The 22050-nt window shown below is 64.4% G+C and carries 8 protein-coding genes; 5 read left to right on the top strand and 3 right to left on the bottom strand.

Annotation, left to right across the window (positions count from 1 at the left end):
- Positions 1-20: 20 nt before the first annotated feature.
- Positions 21-689, bottom strand: coding sequence for a peptidoglycan DD-metalloendopeptidase family protein (locus ABAC460_RS42540; protein ID WP_023454931.1), 669 nt, complete (start codon positions 687-689; stop codon positions 21-23).
- 46 nt (positions 690-735) lie between these two features.
- Between ABAC460_RS42540 and ABAC460_RS42535 the strand changes: the two genes are divergently transcribed.
- Positions 736-1497, top strand: coding sequence for a pseudouridine synthase (locus ABAC460_RS42535; RefSeq protein WP_023454930.1), 762 nt, complete (start codon positions 736-738; stop codon positions 1495-1497).
- 3 nt (positions 1498-1500) lie between these two features.
- Here the strand turns inward: ABAC460_RS42535 and ABAC460_RS42530 are convergent, their stop codons facing one another.
- The gene (locus ABAC460_RS42530; protein WP_031237292.1) at positions 1501-2103 is read right to left on the bottom strand and encodes an alpha-ketoglutarate-dependent dioxygenase AlkB; all 603 of its coding nucleotides are present in this window, start codon (positions 2101-2103) and stop codon (positions 1501-1503) included.
- 70 nt (positions 2104-2173) lie between these two features.
- On the opposite strand from ABAC460_RS42530, the gene ABAC460_RS42525 reads away from it, so the two are divergent.
- The 4 genes from ABAC460_RS42525 (at position 2174) to ABAC460_RS42510 (ending at position 7306) form a co-directional block, all read left to right on the top strand.
- On the top strand, positions 2174-2728 hold the full coding sequence (locus ABAC460_RS42525; RefSeq protein ID WP_023454928.1) for a DUF1697 domain-containing protein: 555 nt from the start codon (positions 2174-2176) through the stop codon (positions 2726-2728).
- A gap of 133 nt (positions 2729-2861) precedes the next feature.
- The gene (locus ABAC460_RS48570; protein ID WP_023454927.1) at positions 2862-3461 is read left to right on the top strand and encodes a biliverdin-producing heme oxygenase; all 600 of its coding nucleotides are present in this window, start codon (positions 2862-2864) and stop codon (positions 3459-3461) included.
- The gene (locus ABAC460_RS42515) at positions 3451-6144 is read left to right on the top strand and encodes an ATP-binding protein (protein WP_023454926.1); all 2694 of its coding nucleotides are present in this window, start codon (positions 3451-3453) and stop codon (positions 6142-6144) included. The genes ABAC460_RS48570 and ABAC460_RS42515 overlap by 11 nt, the downstream gene beginning before the upstream one ends.
- A gap of 106 nt (positions 6145-6250) precedes the next feature.
- Entirely contained in the window at positions 6251-7306 is a 1056-nt protein-coding gene (locus tag ABAC460_RS42510; protein WP_023454925.1) for a hypothetical protein, read from the top strand.
- 35 nt (positions 7307-7341) lie between these two features.
- Here ABAC460_RS42510 and ABAC460_RS42505 read toward each other — a convergent pair whose 3' ends face one another.
- Positions 7342-21963 carry a calcium-binding protein gene (locus ABAC460_RS42505; RefSeq protein WP_081716650.1) on the bottom strand — a complete coding sequence of 4874 codons (14622 nt, stop codon included), beginning with the start codon at positions 21961-21963 and terminating at the stop codon, positions 7342-7344.
- Positions 21964-22050: the final 87 nt, after the last annotated feature.

Genomic DNA, 22050 nt, shown 5'->3' with positions numbered 1-22050 from the left:
CGAAGGCGCGAAGTTCATGGTCATCCGTAAAGTCCCAGCAAGCCCGCCGGATCGGGGCAAATGCGTTTCCAATGGTCGCGTTCGCTGCGTTTGAAGACCCCCGGATAGTCGCCGGATTTGTCCAGAATATCCAGGATGACCTGGAAATGCAGATGCGGGGTCCAACCGCCATTGACCTGAGCGGCGCCCAGCCAGGCGATACGTTCCCCGGCCGCGACCGGTTGGCCGACCCGTAAGCCACTCAGACTGTCGCGGCTGAGATGTCCGTACAGTGTCCAGAAGGTCAAACCATCCACCGCATGTTCCAGCAAGATCGTCGGGCCGTAATCCTTGACATTGGCGTTGTCCTGGAAGCTGTGCACCCGCCCATCGACCGGCGCATATACCTCGCTCCCGGCTGCGGCGAAGATATCGACGCCCAGATGGATCGTCCGCGCTTCGCCCGTTTCCGGCACAAAGACCGGGCTGTCATAGATGGCGCGATCCTCGTCATAGCCGCCCCAGGCCAGGCGGTCGCCACGCTGAACCTGCATATCCGCCGGGAAACTGGCCGGCCAGTTGTTGGCCGCCAGACCTTCGGCATCCAGCCGCACCCGGTCGCAGTCGCCATGCAGGCCGCGGATCACCTCGGCCGGGCGATCGGTGCGCGCGGCCAGCCAGGCGTGATAAAGGTCGAAAACGTCGCTCATCCGTCTGTGACTAGCGCAGATGCGCAAACTTCGCTAGGACCACGCCATGTCCATGAGCAAAACTTATGACGGCACTGAGCCGATCCGCCTGAACAAATGGCTGGCCCAGAGCGGCGTCTGTTCGCGCCGCGAAGCCGACACCCTGATCGAAGAGGGCTGCGTCGCCATCGACGGCGAGACCGTGCGCGACGCCGGCCGCAAGATCCTGCCCGGTCAGACGGTGACCTTGGACCGCGGCGAAACCCTGCCGATGACGGTGATCTACAACAAGCCGATCGGTATCGTCTCGGGGCAACCGGAGCCCGGCGAAACCCCGGCCGTGCGCATGATCCGCCGCGCCAATGTCTATGGCCCGGCCGATGTCTATCCCGACCAGAATTCGAAGCTGGCGCCGATTGGACGGCTGGACAAGGACTCGCATGGCCTGCTGGTCCTGTCGGAGGATGGAGTTCTGGCCAAGGCCGTCATCGGTCCGGACTCGGAGCTCGACAAGGCCTACCACGTCCAGGTCCGCGGCCAGATCATCGAGGCCAAACTGGCCTGGCTGCGCCACGGCCTGGAACTGGACGGCCGCAAGCTGAAGCCGGCCCAGATCATCCAGACCGGACCGCAGAGCCTGACCTTCGTGCTGAAGGAAGGCCGCAAACGCCAGATCCGCCGGATGTGCGATATGGTGGAATTGCGGGTTATGGATCTCTACCGCGACCGGATCGGGCCTCTGCACCTGGGCGACCTGCCTGAAGGCCAGTGGCGATTGATGACGTCCGAAGAGCGCGACACGATGATCAAGGCCGGCGCGCGCAAGTAGGCTTCACTCGCCCGCCGCATAGCGCATGGTCAGCGACAGCCGCCGGCCGCGCGGAAGCACCAGACCGCCCAGGCGGTCGCTCTTGCGGCCGACAATGCCGTGCATCCAGTGTTCGCGCACCTCGCCCGTCATCACCACCAGGCTACGCGGCCGCAGATAATGCGACCGCATCACATGGTTCGGCCGGGTGAAGTCCATCATCGCCGCAGACCCCAGACTGAGGATCGCCACCGACCGGATATGTTCGATATCCCGGTCCTTATGGGCTCCGATCCCCTGCCCCGGCTCATACTCATTGACCAGGGCGCATTGCGGCACACCGGCAAACCAGCCATCGCCATGCAGCCGCCGGGCATGGATGTTCAGCCATTCCTCCATAGGCTGAGGCTGATAGTCCGACGGACGGCCCAAAGCCGTATCGTCATAGGCCCAGCCATACCACTGCCGCCGGCGCAGCAGTTCCAGGGACCATGGACGGCGGTCGATCTGGGCGATCAGTTCGGCCTCCTCGGCCGGGGTGATGTAGTCCTCGCGATAGCTGAGGCCCGGTACGGGCTCCGGTTCGAACAGGTCGAACAAAGAAAGGTTTGTTTTTTGGGCGGACATTCTGCATCTCAAATTGAGAACAAAATAAGAACATATTGCCCACACGATTTCAAGCGGCTAGACTCCCGCCATGACCACATACGTCGCCCTGCTCTATTCCATCATCCTGCCCAAGGGCCGGCTGGTCATGACCGACCTGAAAGACCTGGCCGAAAAGCTGGGGCTGGAAAATCCGCGCACCTTCCTGGCCACCGGCAACCTGGTTTTCGAAGCGAAAAAGACCACCGCCGCGAAACTGGAACAGCAACTCGAAACGGCCTTCGACACGCGTTTCGGCAATCATATCGACATCATCATCCGCACGGCAGCGCAATGGCGCGAGACGCTGGCCGTAAACCCGTTTTCCGATGCCGGCGATGATACCGTCGCCGTCCGTATCCAGCGTGACCGGCTCGACGACAGCATCCTCGATGTCCTGAAACCCTATTGTCCCGACAGCGAAACGATCCGAATCGCCAATGGTGACCTGTGGATCCGTTATGGTGACAAACCCAGCGACTCCCGCCTCAACAGCGCCCTGACCAAGAAGCGCCTGGGTATCGGCACGAGCCGCGTGTGGAACACGCTCAAGCGATTGGAACCTCTATTGGAACCACCGCAAACTAGTTTCGTAAAGCGGACATAAGCTTCGCCCTGCGGCTGAAAACCTGCCGTTTCTTACCGAAATCCATATTCGGTTTTTATAATTTTTGCGGAATCCTTTAGGTGACCTGTGACCGTCGCGCAATCGATGGCACGCTTACCGGGCCGACCCATATATGCCTCTGTTAGATGTTCTGCGACATGACACCCGAAACCAGCATGAGGCGCTTCATAGCCATCCTCTCCTCAAGGGCCTGTCCGACGACAGCCTGACCATGGACGGCTTTAGCCGCATCCTGTTGGCCTTCGAGGCCTATTACCGCCATGGCGAAGCCGCCTTTGCCAGCGCCCCGGCGCCGCAGACCGCCAATGCGCCCGTCCTGTCGTGGCTGGCCGACGACTTCCGTGAACACGACCTGACGTCCTGGGCGCATCGCATCACCTTCCGCCATCCGCCGCTGGACACCCTGTCCAAGCGGGTCGGCTATCTTTACACCAAGCAGGGCTCGACCCTGGGGGGACACGTCATCAGCCGCCACCTGGAACGCCATCTCGGCCTCAAACCTCATACGGGTCAATGGTTCTTCGCCGGCTACGGCCAGGAGAACGGCGTCCGCTGGCGCGAATTCACCCTGTGGCTGGGCGCCAACGAAGTTCGCCTCGACGTGGAGGAAGCCGTCTGGGGCGCGTGCCAGGCCTTCGAGAATATCGCCCATTTCTGCGACCGCATGGCTGAGCTGGACCTGGCCCCCATGAAAGTTGACCATGCAACTTGAGCCCCGGGTCGAACTGACCGAAGCCGAGCTGGAAGCTGCCCTGAAGGAGTGCGCCAGCGAACCGATCCACATCCCCGGCTCCATCCAGCCCTGGGGTGTATTGTTCGTGCTGGACGGCGCTAACCACCGCGTCCTGCAGGTCAGCGCCAACGTCAAACAGTGGCTGCCGCAGATGAGCTCGCAGCAGGTGCTGGGCCGCACCCTGGCCGAGATCATCGGCGCCGAGCAGGCCGAGCACATTCGCCACATCACGGTGGAACGCTCGCTGCAGCCGATCCGCTCGACCGTGGTCAAGATCGACGAGGTCCTGTTCGACGCCGTCGCCCACAAGGTCGATGACTGTATCGTCGTCGAACTGGAGGTCGTCGACGACAAGAAAGCCCTGGTCCGCGACTTCTATTACGACGAACTGCGCGAATTCGCCGTGGGTCTGCGCAACACCCAGAAGCTGGAAGACCTGTACGACTTCGTCACCAGCAGTATCCGCGACCTGACCGGTTTCGACCGCGTGAAACTGTACAAGTTCGATGAAAACTGGAACGGTGAGGTCGTCGGCGAAAGCAAGGCGGAATATATGCCGAGCTATCGCGGCCTGCACTTCCCGGCCTCGGACATCCCGGAACAGGCGCGGCGTCTATACACCACCAACTATGTCCGCCAGATCGCCGACGTCAAATACGCACCCGTACCGATCATGCCGGAGCGCCATCCCGACACCGGCAAGGCGCTGGACATGTCGATGAGCGTGCTGCGCAGCGTGTCGCCCATCCACGTGCAGTACCTGGCCAATATGGGCGTCTCGGCGTCGATGTCGGTGTCGATCATCCAGGACGGCAAGCTGTGGGGCCTGGTCGCCTGCCACCACAATGTCGGCTATCACGTGCCCTATCGTGTGCGTATGGTGTCGGAGATCATGGGCCACATCTTCTCGGCCCAGCTGTCGTCGATGGAAAACATGCTCGACAAGGCCGAGCAGGAAAAGCGCAACCTGATCATCGAGCGGTTATCGGCCGGCCTGAAGAGCTATTTCGACCTGGAGGAACTGCTGAAGGGCCGTCAGGGTCTGGCGCTGGGGGCGTTGAACGCCCAGGGCCTGGCCGTGATGACCAACAAGCGCGTGCTGCGTTTCGGCGACACGCCGGACCACAGGGTGATCAAGGCGCTGGCAGGGTGGCTGCCGCAGCAGTCGGCCGGCATCTATTCCACCCAGGAGGCGCAGAAGGACTGCGCCGGCGTCAAGGGGCTGGAGACGCTGAAGGGCGGATTTTTGGCGGCGCCGGTCAGCCAGACCACCCGCGAATACGTCATCTGGTTCCGCGACAGCATCCAGCAGCAGGTCAACTGGGCCGGCGGGCCGGAAAAACCCCTGGCCCAGACCAAGGCCGGCTATCGCCTTCTGCCGCGCAGTTCGTTCGAGCTGTGGAAGCAGACGGTCAAGGACCGCAGCAAGCCGTGGACGCGCGACGACGTCGAAACCGCGCAGAATATCGTCCAGATCGTGCTGGAGGGCGAGCGTATCTCGGCCGAACATGCCAACCTGGCCAAGAGCGAGTTTCTGGCCAATATGTCGCACGAACTGCGTACCCCGATGAACGCCATCACCGGCATCGTGTCGCTGCTGGAGCGCGGGTCGTCGCCGCTGGATGAGAAGCAGCGCAAGCTGTTGAGCGTTTTGCGTCTGAGCTCGGATTCGCTGCTGAACCTGATCAACGACCTGCTCGACTTCGCCAAGATCGAGTCGCACGAACTGGTGCTGGAAGATGCGCCGATCAATGTCTGCGACATCGTGTCGGAAGTCCGGTCGATGATGAGCGTGCGCGCGGCCGAAAAGAACCTGATGGTCAATGTGCAGTGCCCGCCGCGCGATGAACTGTATGTTTATGGCGATGCCCTGCGGCTGCAGCAGATCCTGACCAACCTGGTCAGCAATGCCGTGAAGTTCACCGAGGAAGGCTTCGTCAATATCCATGTCAAGACCGAGTTGGCCTTTCATGAGCGCCGCCTGGTGATCGACGTGATCGACTCCGGCATCGGCATGTCGCGCGAACAGTCGGCCAAGGTGTTCGACAAGTTCACTCAGGCCGATGTCAGCATATCGCGCCGGTATGGCGGAACGGGGCTGGGCCTGGCCATCGCCAAACAGCTGTCCGAGCTGATGGGGGGAACGATTGAGGTACAGAGTCGTGAGGGCCTGGGCAGCCGCTTTACGCTGTCTCTGCCGGTGCGGCTGGCGCCGCCGCCGAAAGCCAAGGCCGAAGAACCGGCCGCCGTCGAAACGACCGTACCGATGCGAGGCCGCGCCCTGCTGGCCGAGGACTACGAGGGCAATATTGTCGTCGCCGTGGCCGTTCTGGAGGAACTGGGTTTCACCGTCGAGACGGCACGGACCGGCAAGGAAGCGGTCGACAGGCTGCACGGCGGCGATTTCGACCTGGTGCTGATGGATGTGCAGATGCCTGAGCTGGACGGCTACGAAGCCACCCGCCGCATCCGCAAGGCGCAGAAGGACGGCAAGCTGGCGGCGGTACCGATCATCGGGGTGACCGCCAATGCCCTGGTCGGCGACCGCCAGAAATGTATCGCGGCGGGCATGGACGACTATATCTCCAAGCCCTTCAACGCGGCGCAACTGGCGCGGCTGATCGATAAGTATGTGCCCGGAAACGTCCCGGCGGGGAAATAGGCGGCTTCTGATACAATTGAAACATAGTCTTCGCGGTCACGACATCAAACCCTGACAGCCGCCCCTTATCCGGTCGCCATCACAACCGGATAAGGACCTCCTCCCCATGACCATGCAGAAACTGGCCGCCCTGGCCATCATCTCCCTGATCGGCCTCGCGCTGTTCCAGCGCGCCACCGCCCAGACCGTTTCCTACGAATCCCCCGCCATCGGCACGGTTACCCCGTCCCCTCTGGTCACCGCCAAATACTATCTGACCGACATTCCCAACCTGGCCACCGCCGGCAGCATCGCCGCCAACCCGAACCTCGACACCACCATCCAGACCACCGCCGCTGAAGCGAACCTCCTCAGCAACCCGCCGAAACTGGGCGCCTTTGTCTGGACGCCTGCGGGCACGGCACCGGCCGGCGGCTGGCCCGCCGTGGTCATGATGGGCGGCCAGGGCGGCATCTATTCCACCGACAAGGCCGACAAGACTCCCGGCACCTTCGACAAGCTCAGCAACCGTTCCAAGATGTGGGGCGACTACTGGAAGTCCAAGGGCTTCGTCGCCATCATCATGGACGATTTCACCGCCTACGGCATGCCGATGGGCTTCCCGGAAACCGATTCCAGCACCCGCCCGGGCTGGGCCAGCGCGGCCAATGCCCGCCCCTATTTCGCCTATAGCGCCCTGGCCGCGGTCAAGGCCAAGTTCAGCCATATCAACCCCAACCAGGTCGTGCTGATGGGCTGGTCGAACGGCGGCACAACCACACTGTCGGCCCTGGCGGCCAGCAATGCGCCCCTGCCGGCAGGTTTCACCGCCACGACGTCATCGGGTTTCCAGGCGGGTTTCACCCTGTATCCGGCCTGCGGCATGGAAAACCGTTATGCCATCACCAACAACGGCGTCGGCGGTTATGACACCTATGTCCCCGTCCACGTCATCAATGCCGGCGCCGACACCAAGGTCGACAACACGGTGTGCAATCCGAAACTGCTCAACGTCGTGACGGCCAAGAGCAACCGCATGACCATGGAAACCAAGGCCGGCGCGACGCACAATTTCGACGCCAACAATTCCACCGCCAACGCCATCGCGGCCAATGTTACCGCGAAAGATGATGCCCTGGCCTATGCCCTGACCTTCGTGAAGGCGAAGCTGGGCCTCCAGTAAGACAAGCGCCCGGCTGCATGGCAGCCGGGCGTTCCTTACCAGACGATGTGACCCAGGACATCGGCCGTGGTCACCCCGACGACGGTGATGACATTGCCACTGCCCAGGTTGATCACGGTATCGGCGCCGACCTGGGTCACCAGGGCGTTATTGGCGACGCCGTGGGTGTAGGCATTGACGTTGAGACTGTCGCCCTGGACCGCGCTGAAGTCGGTCACCGTGTCGGCGCGGCTGCCGGCTTCGAACAGGAAGATGTCCGCGCCCAGGCCGCCGGTCAGCACGTCCGCCCCGCCCTTGCCGTTCAGCGTATTGTTGCCGCCGTTGCCGATCAGGGTGTTGACCTGGTTGTTGCCGGTGGCGTCGATGTTGCCGGAACCCGTCAGTTGCAGGGTTTCGACGTAACGGCCGGTCAGGTTGTAGCTGACGCTCGACAGGATCAGATCCGTGCCCTCGGCGCTGTTTTCGACGACATCATCCGTGATGTTCTGGACGTAGTAGGTGTCATTACCCAGCAGACCGGCCAGGATGTTGACCCCGTCATTGCCCGTCAGGACGTTGTTCAGCCCGTTACCGGTGGCCCGGATATTGGCCGTACCCGTCAGGGTCAGGTTTTCCACGTAGTCGCCCAGGGTGAAGTTGGCCGAGGACAGGACCGTATCGGTGCCCTGGTTGAGCCCTTCGGTCACCACTTCGGAGGTCAGGTTGACGACATAGGTGTCGTTGCCGTCACCGCCGGCGAAGGTGTCGTAACCGGCGCCGCCATCCAGCAGATTGTTGCCGGCATTGCCGTTCAGCGTGTTGGCCAGGCTGTTGCCGATACCGTCGATATGGGCCGAACCGGTCAGGGTCAGGGTCTCGACGTGGCGGCCGTTGAGGTCGTAACTGATCGACGAGACCACCACGTCATTACCTTCACCTGAGACTTCGACGACGGTGTCGCCGATGGTCTGGACGTAATAGGTGTCGTCACCCAACCCACCCGTCAGGGTATTGACCGCGATATTGCCGGTCAGGCTGTTGTTCAGCCCGTTGCCTGTGCCGTTGACGGCGGCGAGGCCGGTCAGGACCAGGTGCTCGATATTGGCCCCCAGGGTGAAGGTCACCGAAGACCGCACCGTATCCGTGCCTTCATCGGCGTTTTCGGTGACGACATCGCCCGTCGTGTTGGCGACGAAGGTGTCGTTGCCCGCCCCGCCCGACATTGTGTCGTTGCCGGCGCCGCCATCGATCAGGTTGTGACCGGCGTTGCCATTCAGCGTATTGGCCTGGCCGTTGCCGGTGGCCGTGAGATCGTCCGAACCGGTCAGGTTCAGGCGTTCGGCATAGCGGCCGGCCAGGCTGTAGCTGACCGAGGCAACGATCAGGTCGTTGCCCTCGCCATTGGCTTCGACGACATTGTCGCCGGCGTTCTGGATGTAATAGGTATCGTTGCCCAGCCCGCCGCTCAGGAGGTTATTGCTGCTGTTGCCGGTCAGGATGTTGTCGCCGGCATTGCCGGTGGCATTGATCGCCGCGGTTCCCGTAAGAATCAGGTTTTCGGTATTGGCCGCCAGGGTGTGACTGACCGAAGCCTCGACCGTATCCGTGCCTTCGCCGCCGGCTTCGACCACGCTGTCGCCGTCGGCGATGACGTAGGTATCATTGCCGGTGCCGCCGTACAGCGTATCGAGGCCCGCACCGCCGTCCAGGCTGTCGTGGCCGCCCAGGCCGCGGACCACTTCGTCCAGGGCCGATCCGGTCAAGGTGTTGTTGCCGCCATCGCCCTGGATCAGGTGATGCAGGGTCAGCGACACCGTGGCGACATTGCCGTCTTCGTAGCCGTCATTGGCGCGGAAGGTAAAGCTGTCCGCACCATAATAGCCGGCGTCCGGCGTGTAGGTGAAGGCGCCGGTCGCCGCATCGAAGGCGGTGATGGTGCCGTGGCTGGGGCCTGCAACGATGGCATAGGTCAGGACATCGTTCTCGGCATCGGTCGCGGTGACCGCGCCGGTGATGGCCTCGCTCTCGACGCCGTTGCCGATCGTCTGGCCGGCGGCGACGGGCGCCACCTGCAGGATGCCGGCGATGGCGAAGGTGCCGTCGGCAAAGCGGATGTTTTCGACGCCCGTGACCGTGTCGGTGCCGTCGGGGCCGTGGACGGTGTAGACCCCGCCCGAAACCGTGACGTGATAGGCGCTGCGGGCGCCGAGATAGGCCACCGTGTCGTCACCCAGCCCGCCGATCAGGGTGTCATTGCCCCCGGCGCCGGTCAGGACGTTGTTGCCATCATTACCGGTAATGATGTTGGCCAGGGTGTTGCCCGTGCCGTTGATGTTGCCCGGACCTTGCAGGTTCAGGTTCTCGACATTGGCCGCCAGGACATAGTTGCCCGCATCCGACAGGACCAGGTCGGTACCGGCGGTATCGGTGATCAGGTCGCCATTGTCGTCGACGACATAGGTGTCGTCGCCGCTGCCGCCGGCCAGGGTGTCGGCGCCCGAGCCGCCGTTGAGCACGTCATCGCCCGCACCGCCGGTCAGCGAGTCGCCATCATCGTCACCGATCAGGGTGTCGTTGCCGTCGAGGCCGCTCAGGCTGTCCTGGCCGCCGAAGCCGCGCAGGAAGTCGTTGCCCGAGGTTCCGGTCTTGTCGTCGGCGATCGCGCTGCCGTCGATGATGATGCCGAAGTTGGACGCGGTGACATCGATCGTCTGGTCGGAGAACTGCAGATACTCGACGCCGTAGAAGTGGTCGGTACCCTCGTCACCGTTTTCCGGGAAGTTGTCGACGATGATATAGCCTCCGGCCTGGTCGGAGACGATGGTGTACTGGCCGCGGGAGCCGGCAAAGACCGCCGTATCCGTGCCGTCGCCGCCCGACAGGGTGTCGTTGCCCGTCCCGCCCGTCAGGAGGTCATTGCCCGTGGCACCGGTGATGTCGTCATGGCCGCCGCCGCCGGAGACCGTATCGTTATCATCACCGCCGCTCAGCGTGTCGGCATTGCCGCCCCCCGTCAGGAGGTCCGCGCCGGCGTCGCCGGAAAGCGCGCCGCTGCCCGACAGGGTGTCATTGCCGGCGGCCCCGGTAAGCGTGCCGGAACCGCTGATGGCGTCATGACCGTCGCCGCCATCCAGCGTACCCGTGCCGGACAGGGTGTCGTTGCCGGCGCCGCCGGCCAGGGTGTTGTCACCGCTGCTGTCACTCAGGTTGTCGGCGCCGTCATCACCGGCGAGACCGTCATCGCCGGCACCGCCCGTGACCACGTCATCGCCCGTGCTGCCCCACAGATGGTCGTTGCCGCTGCCGCCGTCCACCGTGTCATTGCCGGCGTCGCCGTTAATGACGTCACCGCCATTGCCACCGGACAGGTTGTCGTGGCCGTCATCGCCGTGGAGCGTATCGACGCCGTCGCCACCTTCGACCCGGTCATCACCGGCGCCACCGCTGACGGCGTCGTGACCGAAGCCCCCGAGCAGGATATCGGCGCCGATACCGCCGGTCAGGCTGTCGTCGCCGGCCCCGGCGTCACCATAGTCGTTGCCGTCGCCGGCAGCGATATCGTCATTGCCGTCGCCGCCGAAAAGCAGGTCGTTGCCCGCCAGGCCGGTGATCGTGTCGTTGCCGAGACCACCCGAGATCGAGTCGTCAAACGCCGTCCCCGTCGAACCGTCGGCGTCGTCCGTTCCGGCGACGATATCGCCGCCCGTAAGCGCCGTTTCGCCATCGGCAAAGACCAGATGCTCGACCTCGGTCACCAGATCGGCCGAAAGGTCCGCCAGTCGAACCACGGCGTATCCGCCCGCCTCGACCGCCATCAGCGCGTAACCGGCACGGCTGCCAGCCATGTTGACGGTGTCGTCGCCGTCACCGCCCACGATGCTGTCGGCCGCGATGCTGGCGTTGATAACGTCGTCGCCCGCGCCGCCGGCCAAGGTACCGGAGCCGGTGACGGTGTCATGGCCGTCACCGCCGTCCAGTGAAGCCGTGCCCGAACCGGTCAGGACGTCGTTACCGCCGTCGCCGCGCAGGTCGCCAGTGCCGCTGACGGTGTCGTTGCCTTCGCCGCCCGACAGCAGGTTGTCGCCTTCGCCGTCGGCGATCAGGTCGGCACCGTCGCCGCCCAGGACCGTATCCGCCCCGGCATTGCCGTTGAGGGTATCGTTACCGGCACCGGCGTCGACCAAATCGTCCTGGGCACCGCCCGACAGGCTGTCATGGCCGTCGCCGCCCAGCAGGTAGTCTTCGCCGTCACCGCCGGTGATGACGTCATTGTCGTCGCCGCCGTCGATACGGTCGTCTTCGTCGCCGCCGCTCAGGCTGTCATTGCCGGCTTCGCCGTAGATCAGGTCGGGCTCGGTGCCGCCGTCGACGGTGTCGTTGCCGGCCTCGCCGTGGATTTCGTCGCCGCCGGCCAGGCCGGAGATGAGGTCGTCGCCCTCGCCGCCCCGAATGGTGTCGTCGCCAGAGCTGACATTGATCGAACCCGGCCGGTCGGAGGTGACACCGTCGCTGGAATGGTCGCTGATGGTGTCGTTGTTGCCTGTGCCGGTGTAGGTGTAGCCATAGTTCGGCGTGCCGGTGTAGGACGCATCGGCGAAGACCAGGCTGTAGACGCCATAGAGGGTGTCCTGGCCTTCGGGCGCGCCGCCGCGGTTGTCGGTGACGACGATGACGCCGTCCTCTTCGACCACCGTGTAGTCGTTGCGGTTGCCGCTGAAATAGGCGACATCCGCCCCGCCACCGCCGTAGAGTTTGTCGTTGCCGCCTTCGGCATGGAAGCTGTCATTGCCGGCATTGCCGAACAGACGGTCGTCGCCGCTACCGCCGTGCAGGACGTCATTGCCCTCGCCGCCTTCGACACGGTCGTAGCCGTCGCCGCCACTGAGCAGGTCGGCGCCATCGCCGCCCGTCACGCTGTCGTCGTCATAGCCACCGTTCAGGGTATCGTTGCCGAGGCCGCCGTCCAGGGTGTCGTTGCCATAGCCGCTGCTGAGCACGTCGTTGCCGGCCTCGCCCGACAGGGACTGGGCATAGGTGTAGGGCCAAAGTTCGGAGATGGTGTCGTTGCCTTCGCCGCCGAAAGCAGACGCCGCCCCGGTCAGTTCAATGTTGTCATCGCCGGCATCGCCAGACAGCGTGCCCGAGCCGCGGAGGTTGTCGTTACCCACGCCGCCCGACAGGGTGCCGTTGCCAAACAGGGCATCGGCGCCGTCACCGCCGGACAGGCTGTCCGTGCCGCCGTCGCCATAGACGGTGTCATTGTCGCTGCCCCCCAGCACGGTGTCGTTGCCGTCACCGCCGCGAACCTGGTCTTCGCCGCTGCCGGCATCGATGGAGTCGTTGCCGTCATCGCCATAGACCACGTCATACCCGGTTCCGGCCGACAGACTGTCATCGCCGCCGCCACCACGGATAATGTCGTTGCCGCCATTGCCGGTCAGTTCGTCGCCACCGGCCGTGCCGATCAGGCTGTCGTCGAGATGGCCGCCCGACGCATCGTTGCCGGTCAGAATCTCGCCCGCCGTCGCGGCGCTCAGGATGAGCCCACCGTCGTTGAAGCCAGCGGTTTCCACGCCGTTCAGCGCATCCTCGCCTTCGCCGGAGCGATTGGCGACAACGGCATAGCCACCGAGGCCATCGCGGATGACCGAGTAATGGATGCGGTCACCGTCGTAGGACGCCGTATCGTCACCCAGCCCGCCGGTGAGGGTGTCGTTGGCGCTGCCTCCATGAAGCGCGTCGTTGTCGTCGCCACCGTCGACCGTGTCCTCGCCGGTTCCACCGGACACCGTGTCACTGCCCGCGCCGCCCGATACGCTGTCATTGCCGTGGTTGCCGTTGACCATGTCGTTGCCGGCGCCGCCGTTCAGGGTCTGGGCGCCGTCTGAGGTATAGGGATCCCAGCCATTCAGGGTGTCATTGCCTTCGCCGCCCTGGCCGGTACCGCCACCAACCACAAAGAGCTGATCGTCATTGCCGTCGCCCTGGCCCAGGGTCCAGGCATAGATCGTGTCGTTACCGGCCCCGCCCGACAGGGTGCCATTGCCCCACAGGACGTCGGCGCCGTCTTCGCCCGAAGCCGGACCCGTGCCGCTGTTGGTGATGTTGTCGTCACCCGTGCCGCCGGTCAGCAGATTGTCGCCGCCATTGCCGGCAATCGTGTCATTGCCGGTCTCGCCCGCCACGGTGTCGTTGCCGCTGCCGCCGGTGAGACTGTCGCCACCCTCGCCACCCAGGATGTTGTCATTGCCATGTTCGCCGTCGATGGTGTCGGCGCCGTCACCGCCCAGGGCCAGATCGTCGCCTTCGCCGGCATAGATGTGATCCAGGCCTTCGCCGCCGGCCAGGGTGTCGTTGCCGCCGTCGCCATACAGCACGTCATTGCCGTCATTGCCGGACAGGCTGTCATTGCCCTGGTCGCCGGTCAGCCGGTCGTGGCCGCCATTGCCGGCCAGGGTGTCGTTGCCGATATCGCCGATGATGATGTCGTCGCCCGAGGTGCCGCTCAGCTCCAGGCCGACATTGCTGTAGGGCTGAAGCGCCAGTTCGGTATCGCCGAAGACCAGGGCTTCGACACCGTACAGGACGTCGGTGCCGTCATAGCCGGTTACGGCCGCGCCGCCGACGACATAACCGTCGTCATCGACCGTGTAGCTGATCGAATAGCCCTGGCCGGTGATGGTGACGTGGTTGTCCACGGACTGGACCGTGTAGCTGCCCAGGTTACCGTTGAAATAGGCGCGGTCGGCGCCGGAGCCGCCGTACAGGATGTCATTGCCGGCGCCGCCCGACAGGGTGTCGTCGTTCTGGCCGCCGATCAGGGTGTCGTTGCCGCCATAGCCGTAGAGGGCGTCCTGGCCGATACCACCGTCAAGATATTCGTTGGCCGACTGGCCTGAATGGGCGCCATAGCCCAGAAGCGTGTCGTTGCCGGCGCCGCCGCGGCCGGTGCCGCCGTAGCTGCGGACCTGGTCGTCGCCGTCGCCGCCGTCGGCCACGCCGCCCCAACCCGCCACGGTATCGTTGCCGGCATCGCCGAACAACTGGCCGGAACCGTCAAGGCTGTCGTTGCCATCGTTGCCCGACAGGCTGCCATTGCCCGTCACCGTATCGTTGCCCAGGCCGCCGTCCAGCACATCCGTGCCGGAACCACCGCTGACCACGTCGTTGCCGGCACCGCCGGTCGCGGTGTCGTTACCTGCCCCGCCGGAGACGGTATCAGCATCGTCACCACCGTCCAGGGCGTCATCGCCGTCGCCGCCAAGGACCGAGTCCTCACCGCCGCCGCCCAGGACGCTGTCCGCCCCCGCGCCGCCGTCGACAACATCGAAGCCCGCACCACCGTCCAGGGTATCGGCGCCGTCGCCGCCGCCAACAATGTCGTTGCCGGCCGCGGCCACGATCACGTCGGCCGCCGCACCGCCGGTGAGGCTGTCATCGAAGGCGCTGCCGGTCAGGGTTGCCGGATCGCTGCCACCATTGAGTATCGCGCCGGTATTGGCGGCCGAAACCACCAGGTCGGCATCGGCAAAGCGAACAATCTCCACCGCCGTGATCCGGTCCTGGCCGTCACCACCGCGGTTGTTGACGACATAGTAGCCGCCGGCGCCATCCTTGATAACGCTGTAGAGGTCGCGATTGGCCGCATACAGCGCCACGTCCGTACCTTGACCACCGTCCAGCGAGTCGTTGCCGCTGCTCCCGGTCAGGGTGTCGTCGTCCTGTCCGCCGCTGAGCGTGTCGTCATCGCCGCCACCACCGAGCTGGTCGCTGCCCGCGCCACCGCTGAGGCTGTTGGCGCCGCTGTTGTCGCTGATCGTGTCGTTGCCGGCGTCGCCGCCCAGGGTATCGTTGCCGTAGTAGCCGCTGATAACGTCGTCGCCGTCGCCGCCCGAAGCGCTGTCGTCGCCCCAGTTGGTGGCGATGGTGTCGTTGCCGGCGCCACCCAGCAGGGTCTGGGCGCCGTCGTAACCGCCCGGCGCCGAGCCGGACAGGACGTCGTTGCCGTCGCCGCCGTCCGCCGTCGCGCCGGTATAGGCGACGATGGTGTCGGCCCCCGCCTCGCCCTTCAGGCTGCCATAGCCGGTGATGTTGTCACCGCCCGCACCGCCTTCCAGCGTGCCGTTGCCCAGCAGGGTATCGCCGTCGTCGCCACCCTGCAGCAGGTTGCCGCCAACCCAATCGGTCAGGCGATCCTCGCCATTGCCGCCGATCAGGGTGTCATTGCCCTGGCCACCGTCCAGGCTGTCGCGATCGAAGTCGGGATGGCCGTCCGTATTGCCATCAGCGTCGTCGCTGTAGCCGCCGGCCGAACCGTCGCTGCCGTACAGGACGTCATGGCCGGTGGCGCCCAGCAGGGTGTCGTCGCCCGAGCCCCCGATCAGGGTGTCAGCGCCAAAGCCGCCATCCAGAACGTCATTTGCCAGGCGGCCCAGCACCACGTCATGGCCGGCGCCGGCCTCGACCCTGTCGCCGCCCGAACCGGCATCGATGGTGTCGCTGCCGTTGAGGTTCAGGTTGTGGAAGGGCACAGGTCCGGGAATGACGTCATCGGCGCCGGTGCCGCTGACGACGATCCCTTCGACGTCGGCGGCCAGTTGGTACTCGCCATCGTCGAACATCAGCAGTTCAACCCCGGTCAGCACGTCCGTGCCTTCCGGCGCGCCCGGGCGGTTGTCGGTGATCGTGGTTACGCCGCCGGCGGTCGAGATGCCGTAGTCCGAGGCATTGCCGGAATAGACGGCGACGTCGTAGCCGCTGCCGCCTGCGATCGTGTCATTGCCGGCCTGGGCGCTGTCGCCCATCAGGGTGTCGTTGCCGTCACCGCCGTCGAGACTGTCGTCGCCGGCCAGGCCGCGCAGCTTGTCATTGCCGGCGCCGCCGGACAGGGTCTGGCCGCCCGCCACGCCGTCCAGGCTGTCATTGCCGGCGTCGCCATAGCCCGAGCCATAGACCGTGACCTGGTCATCGCCGTCGCCGCCCGACAGGCTGCCATTGCCGTACAGGGTGTCGTTACCGGCACCGCCGCTTAAGGTGTTGCTGCCGGAATCGTCGTGCAGGTAATCGTTGTCGTCGCCGCCGCTCAGCGAGTCATTGCCGCCCTCGCCATAGACGGTATCGCGGCCCTCGCCGCCCGCCAGGCTGTCCGCGCCCAGGCCGCCCCAAAGGATGTCCTGGCCGGTGCCGCCGTCCAGGCTGTCGCTGCCGCGCTCGCCCGAAACCTGGTCATTGCCTTCGCCGCCCGCCAGGGTATCGGCGCCGTCGCCGCCGTAAACCGTATCCAACCCGTCGCCGCCCTCGGCCAGGTCGTTGCCGATGCCGGCGGAGATGATGTCGCCGCCTTCCAGGCCGGAGAGGGTGTCATTGCCGGCTCCACCGCTCAGGGTATTGGAGACGCCTGTGCCGGTGATCACGCTGCCGGTATTGCCGGCCAGGGCGATATATTCGTCGTTGAAACGGATCAGCTCGACCCCGGTCAGGGTGTCGCTGCCCAGCGGCGAACCGTCGCGGTTATCGCTCAGGGTAACCGCACCGGTCAGGGTGTCGAGGCTGAGGCTGAAGTCGGCGGCATTGCCACCGACGATGACCGTGTCGCGTCCCAGGCCGCCGTCGACCGTATCGTCGCCGGCCTCGGCCACGATCTCGTCGTCGCCGGCGCCACCGGACAGGCTGTCATTGCCGGCTTCGCCGCGCAGCACGTCGCTGTCGTCGCCGCCCGCCAGGGTGTCACCGCCCTGGCCGCCGTACAGACTGTCATTGCCGGCGTCGCCGCTGAGGCTGTCGCGGCCGCCCTCGCCTTCCAGACGATCACCACCGCCGGCGCCATTGATCGTGTCGCCCGCGGCCGAGCCGGTCAGGGTTTCGCCATCGATGCCGCCATTCAGGGTCAGGCCCTGATACGACACGTCCTGGTCGCTGAAACGGATGACCTCGACGCCGCTGAGATAGTCCGTCGTCGTGCTGCCGGCGACGATCAGGTCGCCCTCCGCGGTTTCGGTAATCGTAAAGCCTGAGCGGTTGCCGCTGATGTAGACGATGTCGATCCCGCTGCCGCCGTCGATTGTATCGTCCCCGCCGAAGCCATACAGCGTATCGTTGCCGCTGCCGCCGAACAGGCTGTCGCGGTTGTTGCCGCCGCGCACCGTATCATTGCCGAGACCGCCATCGACCGAGTTGGCCGAGGTGGTGTTGTTCTGCGTGCCGGTCAGACTATCGTCACCTGCGCCGCCGGTGAGGGTCGCGCCATAGGCGACGGCCTGATCGGCATTGATGAAGTCGTTGCCGTCACCGCCATCGGCCGTGCCGGTGGCATAGATGGTGTCATTGCCGATGCCCCCGCTGACCTCGTTCAGGCCAGCGCCCGCGTGGATATAGTCGGCGCCGTCATCACCGGACATGGTATCATTACCGCCATAGCCCCACAGGCTGTCATTGCCCGTTCCGCCCAGGATGCTGTCGTCGTAGTTACCACCCTGGATGCTGTCCAGATCGGCGCCGCCGTCCAGCACATTGATGCTTGTCGTATTGTTCTGCGTGGCGAAAAGGGTGTCATTACCGGCACCGCCCGTCAGAGTCGCGCCGAAGCTCGCGCCCTGGTCAGCATGAAGGTAATCCGCACCGTCGCCGCCATCGACCGTCCCGGTGGCATAGATGGTGTCGTTGCCGATACCGGCAATGATCTGGTTGAGACCGCCAGAAGCTTCGACGTAGTCGGCGCCGTCACCGGTGGAAATCGTATCCGCGCCCGTCCCAGCGAAGATGCGGTCGGCACCGGCGCCGCCGTCCAGGCTGTTATCGCCGGTACCGGCCGAAATCGTATCATTGCCGTCGCCGCCCAGAACCGTGTCGTTCTGATAGCTGGCGGTGACCGAGTCATCACCCGCGCCTGCGTCGATGGAATCGGCGCCGCCATTGCCGTTGACGGTGTCGTTGCCGCCCAGCGCCGCTATGGTGTCGTTGGCCGCTGTCCCGGTCAGGGTCTCGCCGGCCTCGGTGCCTGTGAGGTTGCGGCCTTCATAGGTGACGTCGATATCGTTGAAACGCAGGACTTCTGCACCGGAAATCGTGTCGACACCCAGAGGCGCGCCGCTGCGATTGTCGGTCAGGATGATGACGCCGGTTCCGCCGTCGCGGACCAGCGTAAAGTCGGCACGATTGCCATTGATCAGGACCGTGTCGAGTCCTGCGCCGCCGGAGATGACGTCGTTGCCGCCGTCGCCGCGGATCAGGTCGTCGTCGTCGCCACCGCTCAGGGAGTCGCCGTAGGCACCGCCGCTCAGCGAATCCGCCCCGGCTCCGCCATCGGCGATATTGACCGAACCGTCGCTGTTACCGCCACTGGCCAGCAGAGTGTCGTTGCCGGCGCCGCCGCTCAGGGACACGGCCGTGCCGCCGGCCTGGGCCGTGGCGTCGACCAGATCGTCGCCGTCACCGCCGCTCAGCGTATCGCCGCTGCCGCCGCGCAGGGTGTCGTTGCCGCCGCCGCCGCTGAGGCTGTCCGTGGTCGCGGCTGTCCCGGTAACCGAGTCGTTGCCATCGCCGGCATCAACCGTGCCGCCCGCGACGATCGTATCGTTACCCGCACCACCGTCGATAAGGTTGAGGCCCGAAGTGTCGGAGACGTTGTCATGGCCATCGCCGGCCAGGACGGTGTCGTTGCCTTCGCCGCCATCGACGGTATCGTCGCCTGTGCCCGCGTCCAGACTGTCCTGTCCGGCACCGCCATAGATGACATCGCGGCCGCCGCCGGCCGTGACAACATCGTCGCCATCGTAACCGTAGACCGAGTCACCGAAGTCGCCGCCGCTCAGGGTATCGTTGCCGGCGGTGCCGATGCGCGTTACCGGGCCGGTGGCGGCATCCTGCTCGGCGAATTCGATCAGTTCGACGCCTTGCAGGGTGTCGGTACCGTTGGGGCTGCCGACGCGGTTGTCCGTAACGGTCGTCGTGGTGCCATTGACGACGATGGTGTAGTCGCCGGCCTGGCCGTCGTACAGGGCGACGTCAATGCCGCCATAGCCATAGATCAGGTCGCTGCCCAGGCCGCCGGTGATGGTGTCGTCACCCTCATAGGCGTAGATGGTGTCGTTGCCTTCCAGACCCGATATGCGATCGTCGCCGTTCGACGCCACCACCGTATTGGCGCCGCCATTGCCGCGGAAGCTCATACCGTCATGCAGGCTATAGGTCACGCCGCCGACGACCAGGGTATCGATCCAGTTATAGGCGGTGTTGCCGTGAATATCGTTACGGAACTGTTCGCTCAGCAGGATGGAGTCCGTGCCTTCGCCGTAATGCAGGATCAGATCCTGCCACACCGTGCCGTAGGAACTGTTCCATGACTGGGTGCGTTCGAACCAGACGTCGTTGATCGTCAGGTCGCCAAGCAGTGCGATCGTGTCGGAATCCGCCGCCGCCGAGTTCTGGACATAGATGATGTCGTTGCCGTCGCCTTCGGCAAAGCGCACGACGTCGTCGCCCGATCCGGTGTAGATCTGGTCGTTACCCGTGCCGCCGGTCAGGGTGTCGGCGCCCTCGGCGCCATAGACCGTGTCTTGGCCGGCGCCAGCGTCTTCGATATCGTTGCCGGCATAGCCATACAGATAGTCCTGGCCGCCCAGAGCCGTCAGGGTATCGTTGCCACTGTTGCCGAGGACCCATTCGTCGCCCTGCGTCCCGCGCAGGTTCAGGTGGTCGACAATGTTGTAAGCGACGCCACCGACGATCAGGGTGGTGATCTCGTTATAGTTGGCATTGCCGAAATACTGGCGGTGGAACTGGTTGGACAGGTAGACCGAATCTCCGCTGTCGCCATAGTGGATGATCAGGTCCTGCCAGACATAGCCAAAGTTCGGATTCCAGGAATAGGTGCGCTGGAACCAGACATCGTCAATGGTCAGGTCACCGGTCAGCTCGATGACGTCGGCATCACCTGCGGCATAGTCCTGGACATGGATGGTGTCGTCGCCATCGCCTTGGGCGAACTGGAAGCTGTCATTGCCGGCGCCGCCATAGATCTGGTCGTTGCCGGTCCCGCCCGTCAGGGTGTCGTTGCCTTCGGCGCCGTAGACGGTGTCAACTCCCGCCCCGGCATCGATGCTGTCGTTCCCGGCATAACCATAGAGATAATCCTGGCCGCCCAGGCCGACCAGGGTGTCGTTACCGGCATTACCCAGCAGCCACTCATCGGACGCCGTCCCGCGCAGGTTCATATGGTCGACCAGATTGTAGGACACCCCGTTAATGATCAGGGTGGTGATCTGGTTGTAGTTGGCATTGCCGAAATACTGGCGGTGGAACTGGCCGGCCAGCAGAATGGTGTCGCCGCTGTCGCCAAAGTGGATCAGCAGGTCCTGCCAGATATAGCCGAAGCTCGGATTGTAGGAACTGGTGCGTTGAAACCAGACGTCGTCGATGGTGATGTCACCGACGATTTCGATGACGTCGGCGTCGCCCGTGCCATAGTCCTGGACGTTGAGGGTGTCATTGCCGTCACCCAGGTTGAAAATGAAACGATCATTGCCGGCGCCGCCGTAGAGTTGGTCATTGCCGGTGCCGCCCGTGATCGTATCATGGCCGCCATAGCCATAGATGGTGTCATTGCCGCTGCCGCCGTCGATCAGGTCGTTACCGCCATAGGCATAAACCGCATCGTTGCCGCCCAGAGCATTCAGCGTGTCATTACCGTCCTTGCCCTGGACGGTCTCCCCCGACGCGGTCCCGCGCAGGTTCAGGTGGGTGACGATGTCATAGTCCACGCCTCCGATGACCAGGGTGCGGATTTCGTTGTAGCCGGTCACGCCGAACAGCTGGTTGTAGTACTGACCGACCAGAGTGATGGTGTCGCCCTGGCTGCCGTAGTGGATGATCAGGTCGTAATAGCCGTAGCCATAGCTGGGGTGATAGGACTGGGCGCGCTCGAACCAGACGTCGCCAAGCGTGAGCCCGCCGAGGAGTTCGATGACGTCCATATCTGTCACCGCGGCGTCGCTGACATAGATGACGTCGTTACCGTCTCCGACTGTAAAGACGAAGCGGTCATCGCCGGTGGAACCGTAGAGGTAATCGTTCTGCGTCCCGCCGATCAGGGTGTCATTGCCACTGCCGGCATAGACGGTGTCGTAGCCGCTGCCGGCATCGATGCGGTCGTGGCCGCCATAACCGTAGACCGGGTCGTTGCCGCCTTCAGCCAACAGCGTGTCATTGCCCTCCGTGCCCTGAAGCAGACGGCCGTTGTCGGTACCAAACAGTTCCAGGTCCGACGTCAGACTATAGGTCTCACCGCCGATGGTCAGGGTCTGGATCTGGTTGTAGGAGGTTGTGCCGAACAGTTGATTGTAGAACTGGCCGCGCAGGGTGATCGTGTCGCCCTGGCTGCCATAATGAATGACCAGGTCGTAATAACCGTAGCCATAGCTGGGGTGGTAGGACTCGACGCGCTCCATCCAGACGTCGTCGATGGTCAGGACACCCTCGATGACGATGCTGTCTGTATTGCCCGTGGCAAAGTTCTGGACATCGAGCAGGTCGTTGCCGTCGCCCGGGGCGAAGACGAAAACATCGTCACCCGCGCCACCGCCCAGGGTGTCATTGCCCGCATTGCCGCGCAGCGTGTCGTTCTCGGACGTGCCGCCGAAATTGTCGTTACCCGTGGTGCCGTTGTAGTCGACCATGTCCATTCCCGCTGCAAAGCACGGCCAGACAAGGGTTTGCGAAAACTAATCCCCCCGCCCGCCGGTCCGTTCGTCCCGAACGATGTTATGATT

The sequence above is a fragment of the Asticcacaulis sp. AC460 genome, from assembly GCF_000495795.1.
Lineage (GTDB): Bacteria > Pseudomonadota > Alphaproteobacteria > Caulobacterales > Caulobacteraceae > Asticcacaulis.
The sequence above is the reverse complement of the archived record's forward strand: the minus strand, read 5'-3'. Positions and strand labels throughout refer to the sequence as shown.

Bases quoted from the DNA above. Each gene is read 5' to 3' on its own strand.
- ABAC460_RS42540 (WP_023454931.1), bottom strand. From the start codon at position 689: ATGAGCGACGTTTTCGACCTTTATCACGCCTGGCTGGCCGCGCGCACC.
- ABAC460_RS42535 (WP_023454930.1), top strand. From the start codon at position 736: ATGTCCATGAGCAAAACTTATGACGGCACTGAGCCGATCCGCCTGAAC.
- ABAC460_RS42530 (WP_031237292.1), bottom strand. From the start codon at position 2,103: ATGTCCGCCCAAAAAACAAACCTTTCTTTGTTCGACCTGTTCGAACCG.
- ABAC460_RS42525 (WP_023454928.1), top strand. From the start codon at position 2,174: ATGACCACATACGTCGCCCTGCTCTATTCCATCATCCTGCCCAAGGGC.
- ABAC460_RS48570 (WP_023454927.1), top strand. From the start codon at position 2,862: ATGCCTCTGTTAGATGTTCTGCGACATGACACCCGAAACCAGCATGAG.
- ABAC460_RS42515 (WP_023454926.1), top strand. From the start codon at position 3,451: ATGCAACTTGAGCCCCGGGTCGAACTGACCGAAGCCGAGCTGGAAGCT.
- ABAC460_RS42510 (WP_023454925.1), top strand. From the start codon at position 6,251: ATGACCATGCAGAAACTGGCCGCCCTGGCCATCATCTCCCTGATCGGC.
- ABAC460_RS42505 (WP_081716650.1), bottom strand. From the start codon at position 21,963: ATGGACATGGTCGACTACAACGGCACCACGGGTAACGACAATTTCGGC.